The following is a 14170-nucleotide window of genomic DNA, read 5'->3' on the forward strand; positions in this document are numbered from 1 at the left end:
GAATATGCGCGTAACCGTGCTTGGCTATCAATCTCCATATCCAGGCCCTGGTGGAGCGACACCGGGGTACTTGATCGAGACGAACGAAGTGAAGCTGCTCGTAGATTGCGGCAGCGGCGTGCTTTCCCAGCTCGGTGTCTATTTGCCTATTTACGAGCTGGATGCCCTGCTTTTGTCTCATTATCATCACGACCATGTGGCAGATGTGGGGGTGCTCCAGTATGGACTGATGGTGCATCAGTTGTTCGGGCAACGGCCTGCTGACCAGCCGCTTCCCATCTACGCGCCAGCGTTGCAAAAGCAGCAGACGAAAACGTTGACCTACCGGAATGCGACCCGCTTTTTCCCGGTCGAGGAGCAAAGCCAGCTCGCCATCGGGGATGTGCACGTTTCCTTCCTGCGCACGGATCACGGTGACGGGGACCTTTGCTACGCCATGCGCCTTGTGGCAAACGGGAAAACGATTGTCTACGGCGCCGACAGTGGGCCAGGGACAAACTGGCGAGGCTTTGCCGATCGGGCAGACTTGTTTATATGTGAAGGGACTTATTTGGACCATAATCGCCCAGCGAAGCCGAACGGGCATTTGTCCGTCCGCCAGGCAGCAGAGCTGGCGCAGGCGCACGATTGCCGGTCGCTTCTGGTCACCCATCTGTTCCACGGGTACGAAGAGAGCGAGGTACTAGGTCAGGCGGAGGCGTTTGTGGCAGGTCCAGTGTATGCGGCCCGCATCGGTTTGCAAATCGAGCTGTAGCAGCATGGATAGAAAGAGAGGAGAGAACGTTATGTTTCCAAATGTATTGGAAGTAGCACGAAAACTGATCCGCGAGCGCGTACAACAAGGCGAGACGGTGATCGACGCCACGATGGGCAACGGCAATGACACGCTGTTTCTCGCCCAGCTCGTTCAGGAGACGGGAAAGGTCATCGCCTTCGACATTCAGCCGCAGGCGATCGCCAAAACGAAAGATCGGCTGGAGCGGGAAGGCTTGGCAGACCGCGTAGAGCTGAAGCTGGCGAGCCACGAGGAAATTGAGAGCCTGAACGTGCAAGCCGCCGCGATCATGTTCAACCTGGGCTATTTGCCCGGAGGCGACAAAGAGATTACGACCCAGGCCAGCAGCACGATCCGCGCCATCGAGTCCGGCCTGCGCGTACTGCGGCCAGGAGGGATCATGACGGTAATGATCTACTGGGGCCATGCCGCAGGCGAAGTAGAAAAGGAGGCCGTGGAGGCTTTTTGCCACGAGCTTAGCCAGTTGGAGTTTCTCGTGTTGAAATACCAGTACATCAACCAGCAAAACCAGGCGCCGTTTCTTTTGGCGATCGAGCGCCGGGCCCAGTAGCGCATGTCCCCCTTTTCCCGGGCAAGCGCATATTCCGACAGGCTGCGTAAGCCTGGGCAAAAATTTTGTCAGCAGGCACAATAGGCTTGGCGGCTGCAAAATAGGCACGCCCTTGCCGTTTTTGGCACATACCCTATGTTGAGGAATGGAGCAAGGGGGATCTTTGTGGACAGAATCGGCATTATGTTAGATTGGGCCATTATGCAGAAAGGGATCAAAGGAGACATGTCGTACGAGCGCCTGCCGTATTATGTGGAAATCGGCAAAGAGCTGGGGCTGGAGCCTGTCTTTTTTCATCCAAGGCATGTCCTTGCAGGCGAGGAACGGGTGCAAGGCTATTTTTGGAATGGCAGCAGGCTCGTTTCCCGACTGGTCCCGATCCCGCGGGTCATCCACAACCGCGTCCTGACCGGGGACCAAAAAGCCCGCGCTGTCATTTCCCGGCTCAGCAAAAAGAAGACAGTCTTCAACGGTTTGGTTGTGCGCGACAAGCGAAAGGTGCACCAGATGCTGTGGAAGAACGAGCACATTCGCAAATACTTGCCCCACACCGTTCCCTATTCAGGTGAACAGCTTCGCCAGTTTCTCGATAAATACCAGGTGGTCTATGTCAAGCCGTCAATCGGTTCTGTGGGCATCGGTGTGGCAAGAATCGAACGCCACGGGAGCGACTACCACTTTATCGCCTCGAAAAAGCGCAAAGTGATGTCGCGTCCGGCGCTGCTGGCCGCCGTCCGGCGCTGGGTCGGCAACAAACGCTTTCTCATCCAGCGAGGCATCCCGCTGGCCCGCTACGGCGGAAAAACGTTTGACATTCGCGTGTCCGTGCAAAAAAATCGGGAGCGGGACTGGACGGTCAGCGGAATGGTCGCCAAAGTCGCCAACAGCAAAAACAAACTGAGCAACCTTTCGCGCGGCGGCAGGGCAGTGCCTTTCACAGAAGCGGTGGCAACGTTGTTCACGCCTGAGCAGCAAGCGGAGACGATCCAGCGCATCAGCGAAGCGGCTGTCGCTATTGCAAAGCAGTACGGCCGCCATTTTTCCTCGCTGGCGGATCTCGGGATGGACATGGGCATCGACGAGAAAGGCAACCCGTACTTAATCGAGGTCAATGTGCGGGACCAGCGGTATTCTTTTTTCAAGGCAGGGGAAAGGGCGATGTTCAAACAGACGTATCGCCATCCGTTGGAATACGCCTTGACCTTGCTGGAGGAGCAAAAGCTGCGCAAAAAACACGCGGCCCAATTTTTGCGGCTGCACGGATAACGACTGAAAAGCAGACGGTTGCCAGAGCGACGTCTGCTTTTTGCATTCTGAAGCAGGAGCTGTGGATTGACGAATAAAGATCGAAGTGATACAGCACGGCTATGTGCTCACTGACGAAGGAGAACAGCGGGGATGGCAGGAAAGCGACCTGAAGCACGATCATCGCAACGAGTAAGCTTGAGAGCGGAGAGTCGAAAAGAAAAGGACGGTGGCGCGGGCCTCCGTCTTTTTTGCATGCGGTATTACGCTTTTTCTTGTTGGGGCTGCTGGTTCTCGGCCAATGGATAGGGCAGGTTGCGAAAATGGCGATAAGCCAGGGCCAAAATGGATTTGCGCGTCAAAATTCCTTGGAAGTAATGGTCGGCATCTGCAATACAGACAAACGGGTGGTTAATGGACACTTCCAACGCCTTCAAAAATTCATCCGTATCGTGCAGGCGCGGCACTTTTGTGTCCATGACATCGTCGACGACGTACTCGGAGATTTTTTCCAGTTCAAAGCGTTCAAGTCCTAGCGATTTGTTGATAATCATGTTCGTGCTAATCAACCCGTGCAAACGGTATTGGTGGTCCAGCACCGGGACGGCCGAGTAACCGGATTTGATGAGAACGAGCAGGGCGTGCTCAAGCGAATTTCCTAATTGCACATGAGCAACTTTTGTGGACGCGATTATGAGCTCTTTGATCGGAGTATGTAACAATGGGATATCCTGATTCATCAGATCGACCACCTTTTCTGTCGTCTACGGCAGCTACACGCCGCCAGTGATCCTCTTCTATGATACCGTAAGAAAGAGGCCAGCGGTAGATGTGAACGAAAAAAGCCCGGCAGTTTGCCGGGCAAAGAATCGAGGTGTGGAACAATTGTCCCTAGTTCTAGTATGCAAGAACGGCTTCTTTTTTACATTAGGAGTTTGGAGGAAAGCAGGCGCTACGCCTTGTAAACCTCCGTTTTGTAGACCGGCTTGGACTTCGGTTTGCCTTTGCCTCCCGTCCAGTACGAGAACAGCGTGTGTTCGTACAAGAAAATACAGAGCGGCGGCGTAATCACGAACATGGCGAGCATGATGAGCGGCGTGGACCAATCCAGCCGGAAAATGACGTAGCTCTCCAGCAAAAACAGGATCAGTGGGTGGACGATGTAGATCGCCATGTTTTGCCGGGCCATGCGCGATAGCCATTGGCCGAGCTTGGGCAGCTTCCCGAGGTAGCGGGAAAGCGAGTAGAAGCTCACCAGGAAGCTCGCCGTGTAGAGCAAGTAGAGCGGTTTGAAAATGTTCAGGCTGTCGTAATACGAGACGGTGCCGTTCAAGTACTCGTAGGCAATCCAGGCAGCGGTCGCCAGCGTCACGATACAGGCTGGCACTTGCAAACGCCAGGTCCACGCGCGCCATTTTTCCAGGTTCAAGCCGGCATACGCCCCGAGAGCAAACGTAAAGATGTACATGTGCACGTAGTTTTGCCCGGCTACATAGGTGTGTTCGACGAAGGCAAAAACAGGAGACGCCGTCCAGTCGATTTCCCAAAGCGGGTTGATAAACAAGTACTTGTACAGGACGTACAGGCTGATCTGTCCGACGAACAGCACCACCAGGACGCGAAAGCTTAACAATCGCTCAAACCACGGTTTGAACAGGCAAAACAGCAAATTCAACTGCAGGTAGAGCGGAATGTAGTACAGATGGTAAAACGCGCTGCCCGTAAACAGGCTTTCGAAAAACGGCGCCGCCAAAACGACAGGATCGACGGTTTGCAGCTTGAATCCGGTAAAGATCGCGGTCCAGATGACGTAGGGCAAAACGATGGTGCGCCAGCGCTTTTTCCAGAAGGCAGCCCAGTCCAACTCCCGCTTTTGGTACCAGTAAAACAGCAGCAGCCCCGTGGCAAAAATAAACAGGGAGCGCCCAAAGCGCAGCAAGATGAGCAGGACGGCCTCCACTTCGCCGTTCCACGGGTAGTCCTGTTGATTTTCAATGAAAAAACCGAGAATGTGAATCGCAAGTACGGTCAGTGCTCCAAAAACAAAAAGGGCATTCAGATCCTGAAACGTCCCCTTTCGATCGCTATTCATAAATCCTCCCAAAGTCTCACCGGCTGCACCACCTGTCAAACAGATGGAACCATTTACTTGGGCAAACGCCATTGCGGTGTAGCCAGTTCTTTTGCGGTAAAGGAGAAAAGCTGCAAACGGTTAGCCAGATGGTGCTCTGACTCCGCCAGCAACTCATCCTGTACAGAAAAAGGAACGGGGAGTGCGGGCCACTGGGAGCGAATCGCAGCGAACAGCCGCGCCTTTACGTCGTCGACCGTCGTAGGCTGTCCCGTCAGCCCAGCAATGCTTCCGACTGTCGAGCCAACGATGGTCGGGATCGGCTTGTGGGCTTCCATCTCGTCAAGCCCGGCGATCGCGTAAAAGCGCTCCATCCACTCCCCGCGCGGCCTTTCCTCTATATTAATGCAAATCTGCAAAATGGACCCGTAGCGGGTACGACGCTGCGCCATGCCGCCGATTTTTTTGCCGTGCAGCGAAAAATCGTACTCTCCGGCACAGTAGGAGCCGACAACTTCTCCAAACTCCAGCACGCCATAATCGCGAAGTCCGACCCGCAGCATTTCGGCCACAAAGGAAAAAAACGAATCAATCGAAATCGTCGTGTCTGGCAAAAGCCAGGCGACATTGAGAACACCGGCATCCAGCGGGACACAGGCGCCGCCGGACGAACGCAGCACACATCCGAAGCCATCCTGGCCAAACTGGCGCAAAGCCTCTTCCAAATGGGGCAGCCTCGCGTCTCTGCGGCCCAAATACAGGGCCTGATCGTACACCCACAGGTGGATGACCGGCACGGCCGATTCGGCCTGCATACCGGCTGCCAATGCTTCGTCGCGAGCCAAAGGTTCGAGCGGTTGGCCCCGATAGACGCCCGAATCCATCCAGTGGAAAGGCTGATTGACAGAAAATGACATAAAAAAGGCTCCTTCACAGGACAAGAGTAGCTACCATTATACAACTGAACTGCGTACATTTCTAGGTTTTTGCCTGCCTTTTTTCTGGATGGGAAAAGCTTGCAGGCGAGTGCGGAGAAAAAAACACCCGACATGCAAGCTCGTGCGCGCCGGGTGTAGGAACATTATTTGACTTCTTTCAGGCTGAAATTGTCCAGATAGGTCATTTTGCGAGGCGCTTCTTTGGTTGCGTCCTCCTGGATGTACAGGCCGAGCTTCGTTCCTTCCTGCTTGACCTGTTGCTGGCCGAACAAATATTGATCGTTGACGTAGATCGAAACGGTGTTGCCTTTGACAGCTACCTTCAGTTTGTTGCTCGCTTTCAGCTTGTAGGAGCCGGATGCGATGATTTCGATGTCGTCTTTTTCAACATCGGTAACCTTGCCGAGAACGACGCGGTCTTTTTGCACGAAGACGACATTGGCTTTGCCGTCTTTGCCGTTGAAGTACAGACCTGCGAGGCCGTCTGTACCGGAGACGTTGACATCGACGCTCAACTCGTAATTTTCCGGTTTGGCCGACTCGTTCCAGATGAGCGGCAGGAAGTAATGATCGACATCATCGTCAATGGAGACAGCCGTTACTTGCTTGTTAAGGACGCCCCAGCTACCTGTAGCCTTTTTCGTATCCCAGTTTTTCAGGTCAGCGGCGGAAAAAGCGTCGCTGATGCTGATTGGCTCAGGCTTTGGCGGTTCCGGATCCGGGAAGACGACTTTTGTCTCGTCATCTTTGCGCTCCAGAATGGCGCGGTACAGCAAGGAAGCAGCTTCCGCACGGGTGATCGGGTCCTGCGGACGGAAATAGTTGTTGTAGCCTTTCATCAGGTCCGTTTGCAGCGCGATGGCGATGTACGGACGCAGAGCTGGCGAAATTTCGCCTTGGTCGCGGAACTTTTTGAGCTGATCGAGATCGGCTTTGTGTTTTTTGTCGTAGCCAAGCAGGCGAACGAGTGCGATCGCAATATCTTCGCGGACTGCAGGCTGATCCGGTTTGTACGTGTAGGTCGAGCCGGATTTGTAGCCAGTCAGGTACGGCTTGGCGTATTCGACGTAATAAAATGCCCAGTGGGAGCGCGGAACATCTTTGAACGTCTGGGTGACAGAGCTTTTCTGGATGTCCACATCGGCTGCCGCAATCATGATTTTGGCAAACTCTGCGCGGGTCACCTGGTTGTTCGGACGGAATGTGCGGTTGTCGTATCCTTTGATGATCCCTTTTTCAGCCATTTCTGTAATTTCCTTGTAGGCCCAATGGCTACGCGGAACGTCTGAGAACGACGGAGTCGAAGCGGCACTGACAAAAGGGATGGCAGTCAGGAACATCAACACCGATAAAAATAAGGCGAATGCTCGTTTCATGCTGACCTCCTCAATATGGCTCGTGGTTTTGGTAGCTGCTTCTTACGACGACGTCTGGGTTTGGAATGTTGCACAGGACAAGGCGAAAAGGGCAAAATAGGAAAAAAGACGGAGGTTGTCTGCAAAAACGTAAGGGAGCCAGTCGCGCGTAAATGGGGAAAAAGGCGGGGAGAGCGCAGGCAAAAGGGACGAGGGCATGCTGACAACCGCGACGATTTTTCGCGGTCCGACAGGCAGCCGTTTCGCTATCCCGCTATCCCGGCTTCGGCACGGCGGTCAGCTTTTCGTGCAGGGCATGGCGAAAGCCGATCCGTCCCGGTCTGGCAGCCGCGAGAAAATCGTGCAGTCATGGCCGTTTCGTACATTTTTTGCCTCATTATGCATTAGCTTTTGTATCCTCCAAAATGCTATAATTGTTTATTGGTGACTCATTAAACGAAATTACTAGCTGAGGTGATACATGATGACGGAATCGAAAGTGGCGACTCCGGACTTAAAATCCGCCAAGTCTCCGAAAACAACGGCGGACTATGCGAAATACTTTCAGCCGCCATCCTTGAAGGATGCGAAAAAGCGGGGAAAAGAAGAAGTGCAGGTGCACTACGATTTCGCGATTCCGGAAGACATGCGCGAGATCGGAAAAGGTAAGCGTTATCACGTCCGCACGTACGGCTGCCAGATGAATGAGCACGACTCCGAGACGATCGCAGGCATTTTGCAGCAGATGGGCTACACCTCGACAGACGAGGTAGAAGCGGCCGATGTCATTTTGTTCAACACTTGTGCGATCCGTGAAAATGCGGAGGACAAAGTGTTTGGCGAACTCGGCCACATGAAGCGGCTGAAAAACAACAACCCGAACCTGATTCTTGGCGTCTGCGGCTGTATGTCGCAGGAGGAGAAGGTCGTCAACAAAATTTTGAAAAGCTACCAGCAGGTGGACCTGATTTTTGGTACGCACAACATTCACCGCCTGCCGCAGTTGATGCGCGATGCGATGTTCAGCAAGGAAATGGTGATCGAGGTCTGGTCCAAGGAAGGCGACATCGTCGAGAACATGCCGAAGCTGCGCGAAGGCAACACCAAGGCATGGGTCAACATCATGTACGGCTGCGACAAGTTCTGTACGTATTGCATCGTGCCCTATACGCGCGGCAAAGAGCGGAGCCGCCGTCCGGAAGACGTCATCGCCGAGGTGCGCGATCTCGCCCGCCAAGGCTTCAAGGAAATCATGCTGCTCGGTCAAAACGTCAACGCGTACGGAAAAGACTTTGACGACATCGAGTACGGCTTTGGCGATCTGTTGGACGAGATCCGCAAAATCGACATTCCGCGCATTCGCTTTACGACGAGCCATCCGCGCGACTTCGACGATCATCTGATTGAGGTGCTGGCAAAAGGCGGCAACCTGGTGGAGCAAATCCATTTGCCCGTTCAGTCCGGCTCCACGGAAATTTTGAAGCGGATGGCCCGCAAATACACGCGGGAGCACTATCTGGAGCTGGTGCGCAAGATCAAGGCCGCGATTCCGAATGTCTCTCTTTCTACAGATATTATTGTCGGCTTCCCGGGCGAAACCGACGAGCAGTTTGAAGAGACGATTTCCCTGGTCGAAGAGGTCCGGTACGACTCGGCGTATACTTTCATTTATTCCCCACGGGAAGGGACGCCGGCCGCCGTCATGGAAGACAACGTGCCGATGGAAGTGAAAAAAGCGCGCCTCTACCGCTTGAATGAAGTGCTGGCCCGCATCGGTCTGGAGCAAAACAAAAAGCTGCAAGATCAGGTGCTGGAAGTGCTGATCGAGGGCGAATCGAAAAACAACCCGGATGTACTCGCAGGACGCACGCGGACGAACAAGCTCGTTCACTTTACCGCAGACAAGTCGTTGATCGGCGAGTATGTCCACGTCAAAATTACAGATGCCAAAACGTGGACGCTTCACGGCGAACTCGTTACCAAAGTCGAGGTGTAGAATATGGAACAAACAAACTTGTACACACAAAAAGAGATTCTGGACAAAGCGCGCGAGCTGGCTGCGATGATTTCGCGCACCAATGAAGTCGATTTTTTCAAACGCGCGGAACTGCAAATCAAGCACAATGAGCGCGTCCAAGACTTGATTGATAAATTGAAGCAAAAGCAAAAGCAGATGGTCATGTTTGAATCCATCAATAAGCCGGAACTGGTGAAAAAAGTCGAAGAAGAGTACAACAAGCTGCACGAGGAGCTGGACTCGATTCCGATCGTAACGGAGTTCAAGCAATCCCAGGTGGATGTGAACGATCTTTTGCAAATGGTGACGAATGTCATCACGAACACCGTATCCGAGCGTATTATTTTGGATACAGGCGGAAATCCGCTGACAGGCGAAACCGGCGGCGGGCCGGAAAAGAAACATAGCGGCGGCTGCTGCTCGTAAGGCAGGCGGCAGACGCGAAAGACGCTGACGCGATGGAGTTTTCCAAACAAGATACCCAATTTCAGGTGGGTGTTTGCACCCTAGCCGAATGCCCTGCATACAAATGTACAGAAACGTTGTATGGAGGAGGTAACGAAATGTCGGGTACAGACAAAGATCTACAGTGCCGGGAACTCATCGCGAAAGCTGTCTGCGGTAAAGGCCATAAATTCTCTACTACCACCCACACCATCATACCGTCGCAAACTCCTTCGACGATCCTCGGATGCTGGATTATAAACACGAACTTCCAGGCAGAGAAAGTCGGAGACGCGGTTGAAGTATCTGGTACGTATGACGTCAACCTGTGGTTCTCGTTTGCAAATAACACGCAAACCGAAGTCAAGCGGGAAACTGTCAAGTTCTCCGTACTCGTTCCGCTTACGTTCTTCGACAAAAACTGCAGAGGCGATCTGGAAATTGTCGCTCGCGCCGTGGAACAGCCGAAGTGCGTAAAAGCCGAGTTGAGTGCTGGAGGCACCATCACAGTCAGGGTTGAAAGCGAATTTGCCGTAGAAATCATCGGAGAAACCAAAGTCTGCGTAGTCGTCTGCAACAACTGCGATGACAAAGACTTCCACATGATTGGTGACTATGAAGAAAACAGCGACGAATTTGACGACTTTGATTCAGCCACCATGCTCGACGAGCTTGACTAAAGAGGAGAGACTCATCTCCTCTTTTTTCTTTTTTTCGCGGCGAAAAACCGGCAAGCGTCTACGCTCTCACTCTTCCCTGGGCGCAAACATAAGATATCGAAGAATACAGCATGGGAGTGTGGAGAGCATGATACGAGAAGGGTTGCAGGAGAGCGCCGCATCGCAGCCAATGACAGCCAACGCCAAAGAAGCGGTCGCTTTTTTGCACCGCCCCGAGGTCGGACGCTGGTTGCTGAAGCTGAGCGGGCTGCCTGTGGCTACGGGACGAACAGCGCCTCCCGGATGGCGAACCTACAAGCTTTGTCTCTATCAGGACCTGGTGCTGGACGTGGTGCGGAGCATGGAGCATCCGCAATGGCTGTTGCATCGTCTGGAGGAGCCTGACTACGAGCCGATTCCGTTTCCGTCCACCGATCCGGAGGTGCAGATGGTCAAAGCGCTGGCTGTCCGCAGCTTGTATGCTGTCGGAGCGGAAGCGGGGCAAGTCACGATCATAGCGGCATCTGCTCACCGGGCGAAGGTGGTTTCCGTGGCGCCGGATTGGCCGGCAGAGAAGGCGGATCGCTACATGCAGCGTGCGCGCGACTGGTGGCAGGAGCGCATGCGCAAGCAGCCGCAGGAGCTGAACAAACTGGGCGCCGACCCGGAGTTTTCGTTGCGCAGGGCAACGGGGGAAATGGCGCTCGCCTCTGATTTTTTGAAAATTAACGGGACGGTCGGCTGCGATACGACACGCTACCGGGAAGACCTGGCGCTGCATCAGCATCCGGTAGCCGAGCTTCGCCCTGCCCCGTCGGAAGACCCCGATGAGCTGTTTCTTCATATTTATGAAGCATTGATTTTCGCCATGAAAAAAATCGCCAACAAAGAGATCGAGTGGCTGGCGGGCGGGATGCCGTTTCCTGGCTATCCGATTGGCGGGCACATTCACTTTAGCGGAGTGTCGCCTACTTTTTCCTTGCGGCGGAAGCTGGACGCCTATCTCGCGTTGCCGCTCGTGCTGATCGAGGACGTCGGCTGCGTGTTGCGACGGCAACGCTACGGCTTTTTGGGCGACGTGCGGGAAAAGGCGTACGGTTTCGAGTATCGGACATTGCCCAGTTGGCTCGTGCATCCGGTCGTGGCGCGGGGAATATTGCATTTAGCCAGACTGGTCATCACGAGCCACGCCCAACTGAAAGCGACACCGCATTTGCAGTTGCCGCTGGTCAAGGCGTACTACCGCGGGGACAAGGAAACGCTGGAACCGTACGTCAGACAGGTGCGCAACGAGTTGCGGGAACTGCCGGGCTATTCGCTTTCGCGGGTTCATCTGGAAGCGTATTTTTCCTGCCTGTTGCGCGGGGACGTGTGGCTCTCTGACTTGGATCTGAAGAGCGCGTGGAACTTGCATTGAATTTTTCAACTGGAATCGAACATCAACATCGTGGCGCGATCATGGTATAATAGCGTCGAGATTGGAAGGCTAGGAGAAGAAAAAAATGGCGCAATATACCCCGATGATTCAGCAGTATCTGGCTATCAAAAAAGAGTACCCGGATACTTTCTTATTTTTCCGCTTAGGCGACTTTTACGAACTGTTTTTTGACGATGCTATCCTCGCGTCCCGCGAGCTGGAGATTACGCTCACAGGGCGCGACGGTGGCGGGGATGAACGCATCCCGATGTGCGGCGTCCCGCACCATTCGGCAGATGGCTACATCGCCGAGCTGTTGAAAAAAGGACACAAAGTAGCGGTGTGCGAGCAGGTGGAAGACCCGAAAGAAGCAAAAGGGGTCGTTCGCCGCGAAGTGACCCGCGTCATTACGCCCGGCACGATGATGGAGGGCAAATGGCTCACGGACAAGGAAAACAACTACATGGCGGCCTTGGCAGCCCTCGACGGCCGCATAGGGATCGCAGCCTGCGACATGAGTACAGGGGAAATGTACGTCACCTCCCTGCTCGGACAGACGGAGGCCGCGCTCGATGAGGCATTGCAATACCGTCCGAAAGAACTGGTGTTCTTCGGCTTTGATTCCTTGCCGAAAACGTCTTTGCCGTCAACGGTCGTGGAAAGCCAGCAACTGGATGCGTTTGCGGTGGACAGCCAGTACCCGGAAGCGGGAAAAGAGCTGGACGTCGCTATGCGCGCAGCCGTCAATGCGCTGCTCTACTACATCGGGACGACGCAAAAGCGCAGTCTCGCGCATATGCGGCTGTTGAAACGTTACGACAGCAAGCAATATTTGCAAATGGACGGCTTTTCCAGACGAAACCTGGAACTGACGGAGACGATCCGCGACAAGACGAAAAAAGGCTCCTTGCTGTGGCTGTTGGATCGGACGCAAACCGCCATGGGCGGACGGCTGTTGCGCAGATGGATCGAGCGGCCGCTGCTCGGACGTGCAGAGCTGGATGCCCGCCTGGATGCCGTCGAAGCGCTCAAGAGCGATTTGCTGCTGCGCTCCGATCTGCGGACTTGCCTGGACAACGTGTACGACCTGGAGCGGCTGGCTGGCCGCATCTCGTACGGAAACGCCAATGCCCGCGACCTGATCCAGTTGCGTTTGTCGCTGGAAGCAGTGCCGGAGCTGAAACGGCACTTGAGCCAGACGAATGCCCCGGTGTTGCAGGAGTTGGCCCAGGGCATGGATGAATGCGCGGACCTGGTCAGCTTTTTGCAGGCGGCGCTCGTCGACGATCCGCCGATCTCCGTGCGCGAAGGCGGGATGATTCGCACCGGCTACGATGAGTATTTGGACAAGCTGCATTCCGCAAGCCGCGACGGGAAGACGTGGATTGCCCAGCTCGAGCAGAGCGAGCGGGAAGCGACAGGCATCCGTTCGCTGAAAGTCGGTTTCAACAAAGTGTTTGGCTACTATATCGAAGTGTCGAAGTCGAACATCGCCAACGTGCCTGCGGGACGCTACGAGCGCAAGCAGACGCTCGCCAATGCCGAGCGCTACATCACGCCCGAACTGAAGGAACGCGAGGCGCTCATCCTCGAAGCGGAAGAAAAGATGATCGAGCTCGAGTACCAGTTGTTCACGGCTGTGCGCAGCGAGATCGCCGGACATATTCCGCGCTTGCAAAGCCTTGCCGAGCGAATCGCTTCTGTAGACGTGCTGCAGGCGTTTGCTACGGTCAGTGACGAGCGCGGCTTCGTGCGTCCACAGTTCGCAGACGACGGCGAATACGTCATCGTCGACGGACGCCACCCTGTCGTGGAAGCCGTGCTGGAGCGGGAGAAGTACGTAGCCAATGACGTGCGGATGAACCAGGACAGTCGCCAGGTTCTGCTCATCACTGGACCGAACATGGCGGGGAAAAGCACCTACATGCGCCAGATCGCACTGATTACCGTCATGGCGCAAATCGGCTGCTTCGTGCCTGCAAAAGAAGCGAAGCTGTCGATTGTGGACCAGATTTTTACGCGAATTGGCGCTGCCGACGACCTCGTTGGCGGACACAGTACGTTCATGGTGGAAATGCTGGAAACAAGGCACGCGCTGCAAAAGGCGACTGCCAAAAGTTTGATCTTGCTCGACGAGATCGGGCGCGGGACGTCCACGTACGACGGGATGGCACTGGCGCAGGCGGTCATCGAGTACATTTGCCAGCGAATCGGAGCCAAGACGCTGTTTTCCACGCACTATCACGAGCTGACGGGGCTGGCTGACACGATGAAGGGCGTCGTCAATGTGAACGCCCGCTGCGAGGAGCGGGACGGCAAGCTCTTGTTCCTGCACAAGATTGAGGAAGGCCGGGCAGATAAAAGCTACGGCATCCACGTGGCTGAATTGGCGGAAATGCCTGTCTGGGTCATTGAGCGCGCCCGCAGCATTTTGGCGGGCTTGGAGGCGGGCAGCCAAGCGACAGCCGACATGCAAATGTCGCTGGAAACATTATGGTCGGCCCCGGTTGCCGCCGTGCGCGAGGAGCCCGTATCGCTGTTGTCGCCGGAGGAAGAGGAGATTTTGCGCGATTTGCGCGAGCTGGATTTGAACGCGACGACCCCGATGGACGCAATGATGAAGCTGTATGCATGGAAGCAGCAACTGAAAAAACGATAGGACGATAGGCAGAGGGGAG

General features: G+C 54.7%; 12 protein-coding genes. 8 read left to right on the top strand and 4 right to left on the bottom strand.

Annotation, left to right across the window (positions count from 1 at the left end; all coding sequences use genetic code 11):
- Positions 1-4: 4 nt before the first annotated feature.
- The 3 genes from M655_RS12245 (at position 5) to M655_RS12255 (ending at position 2612) form a co-directional block, all read left to right on the top strand.
- Positions 5-754, top strand: coding sequence for an MBL fold metallo-hydrolase (locus M655_RS12245; RefSeq protein ID WP_026557304.1), 750 nt, complete (start codon positions 5-7; stop codon positions 752-754).
- A 31-nt stretch (positions 755-785) separates the two neighbouring features.
- Positions 786-1346: a tRNA 5-(aminomethyl)-2-thiouridylate-methyltransferase MnmM gene (gene mnmM / locus M655_RS12250; RefSeq protein ID WP_005835620.1), complete on the top strand. Its 561-nt coding sequence runs from the start codon at positions 786-788 to the stop codon at positions 1344-1346.
- Between the two features lie 165 nt (positions 1347-1511).
- The gene (locus M655_RS12255) at positions 1512-2612 is read left to right on the top strand and encodes a YheC/YheD family endospore coat-associated protein (RefSeq protein ID WP_026557302.1); all 1101 of its coding nucleotides are present in this window, start codon (positions 1512-1514) and stop codon (positions 2610-2612) included.
- Positions 2613-2854: 242 nt separating this feature from the next.
- Here M655_RS12255 and cbpB read toward each other — a convergent pair whose 3' ends face one another.
- The 4 genes from cbpB to M655_RS12275 form a co-directional block, all read right to left on the bottom strand.
- On the bottom strand, positions 2855-3331 hold the full coding sequence (gene cbpB, locus M655_RS12260) for a cyclic-di-AMP-binding protein CbpB (protein WP_005835623.1): 477 nt from the start codon (positions 3329-3331) through the stop codon (positions 2855-2857).
- Positions 3332-3543: 212 nt separating this feature from the next.
- The gene (locus M655_RS12265) at positions 3544-4683 is read right to left on the bottom strand and encodes an acyltransferase (RefSeq protein ID WP_007786904.1); all 1140 of its coding nucleotides are present in this window, start codon (positions 4681-4683) and stop codon (positions 3544-3546) included.
- Between the two features lie 53 nt (positions 4684-4736).
- Complete coding sequence (locus M655_RS12270) at positions 4737-5579, bottom strand: lipoate--protein ligase family protein (protein WP_005835627.1); 843 nt, start codon at positions 5577-5579, stop codon at positions 4737-4739.
- 164 nt (positions 5580-5743) lie between these two features.
- Positions 5744-6976 carry an S-layer homology domain-containing protein gene (locus M655_RS12275; protein WP_026557301.1) on the bottom strand — a complete coding sequence of 411 codons (1233 nt, stop codon included), beginning with the start codon at positions 6974-6976 and terminating at the stop codon, positions 5744-5746.
- A 463-nt stretch (positions 6977-7439) separates the two neighbouring features.
- Between M655_RS12275 and miaB the strand changes: the two genes are divergently transcribed.
- The 5 genes from miaB (at position 7440) to mutS (ending at position 14151) form a co-directional block, all read left to right on the top strand.
- Positions 7440-8951, top strand: a complete 1512-nt coding sequence (gene miaB / locus M655_RS12280) for a tRNA (N6-isopentenyl adenosine(37)-C2)-methylthiotransferase MiaB (RefSeq protein ID WP_005835632.1) — start codon at positions 7440-7442, stop codon at positions 8949-8951.
- 3 nt (positions 8952-8954) lie between these two features.
- Entirely contained in the window at positions 8955-9398 is a 444-nt protein-coding gene (locus M655_RS12285; protein WP_005835634.1) for a YlbF/YmcA family competence regulator, read from the top strand.
- Between the two features lie 137 nt (positions 9399-9535).
- A complete protein-coding gene (cotE, locus tag M655_RS12290; protein WP_005835636.1) occupies positions 9536-10096 on the top strand; it encodes an outer spore coat protein CotE in 561 nt (186 codons plus the stop codon).
- A 127-nt stretch (positions 10097-10223) separates the two neighbouring features.
- A complete protein-coding gene (locus M655_RS12295) occupies positions 10224-11492 on the top strand; it encodes a putative amidoligase domain-containing protein (RefSeq protein ID WP_007786911.1) in 1269 nt (422 codons plus the stop codon).
- 85 nt (positions 11493-11577) lie between these two features.
- A complete protein-coding gene (gene mutS, locus M655_RS12300; RefSeq protein WP_026557300.1) occupies positions 11578-14151 on the top strand; it encodes a DNA mismatch repair protein MutS in 2574 nt (857 codons plus the stop codon).
- Positions 14152-14170: the final 19 nt, after the last annotated feature.

The organism is Brevibacillus sp. NSP2.1 (assembly GCF_000470975.2).
Taxonomy (GTDB): domain Bacteria; phylum Bacillota; class Bacilli; order Brevibacillales; family Brevibacillaceae; genus Brevibacillus; species Brevibacillus agri.

Excerpts from the sequence above, each read along its gene's own strand:
- M655_RS12270 (WP_005835627.1), bottom strand. The coding sequence starts at position 5,579 with ATGTCATTTTCTGTCAATCAGCCTTTCCACTGGATGGATTCGGGCGTC.
- mnmM (WP_005835620.1), top strand. The coding sequence starts at position 786 with ATGTTTCCAAATGTATTGGAAGTAGCACGAAAACTGATCCGCGAGCGC.
- M655_RS12285 (WP_005835634.1), top strand. The coding sequence starts at position 8,955 with ATGGAACAAACAAACTTGTACACACAAAAAGAGATTCTGGACAAAGCG.
- miaB (WP_005835632.1), top strand. The coding sequence starts at position 7,440 with ATGACGGAATCGAAAGTGGCGACTCCGGACTTAAAATCCGCCAAGTCT.
- M655_RS12265 (WP_007786904.1), bottom strand. The coding sequence starts at position 4,683 with ATGAATAGCGATCGAAAGGGGACGTTTCAGGATCTGAATGCCCTTTTT.
- cbpB (WP_005835623.1), bottom strand. The coding sequence starts at position 3,331 with ATGAATCAGGATATCCCATTGTTACATACTCCGATCAAAGAGCTCATA.
- M655_RS12275 (WP_026557301.1), bottom strand. The coding sequence starts at position 6,976 with ATGAAACGAGCATTCGCCTTATTTTTATCGGTGTTGATGTTCCTGACT.
- M655_RS12245 (WP_026557304.1), top strand. The coding sequence starts at position 5 with ATGCGCGTAACCGTGCTTGGCTATCAATCTCCATATCCAGGCCCTGGT.
- cotE (WP_005835636.1), top strand. The coding sequence starts at position 9,536 with ATGTCGGGTACAGACAAAGATCTACAGTGCCGGGAACTCATCGCGAAA.
- M655_RS12295 (WP_007786911.1), top strand. The coding sequence starts at position 10,224 with ATGATACGAGAAGGGTTGCAGGAGAGCGCCGCATCGCAGCCAATGACA.
- mutS (WP_026557300.1), top strand. The coding sequence starts at position 11,578 with ATGGCGCAATATACCCCGATGATTCAGCAGTATCTGGCTATCAAAAAA.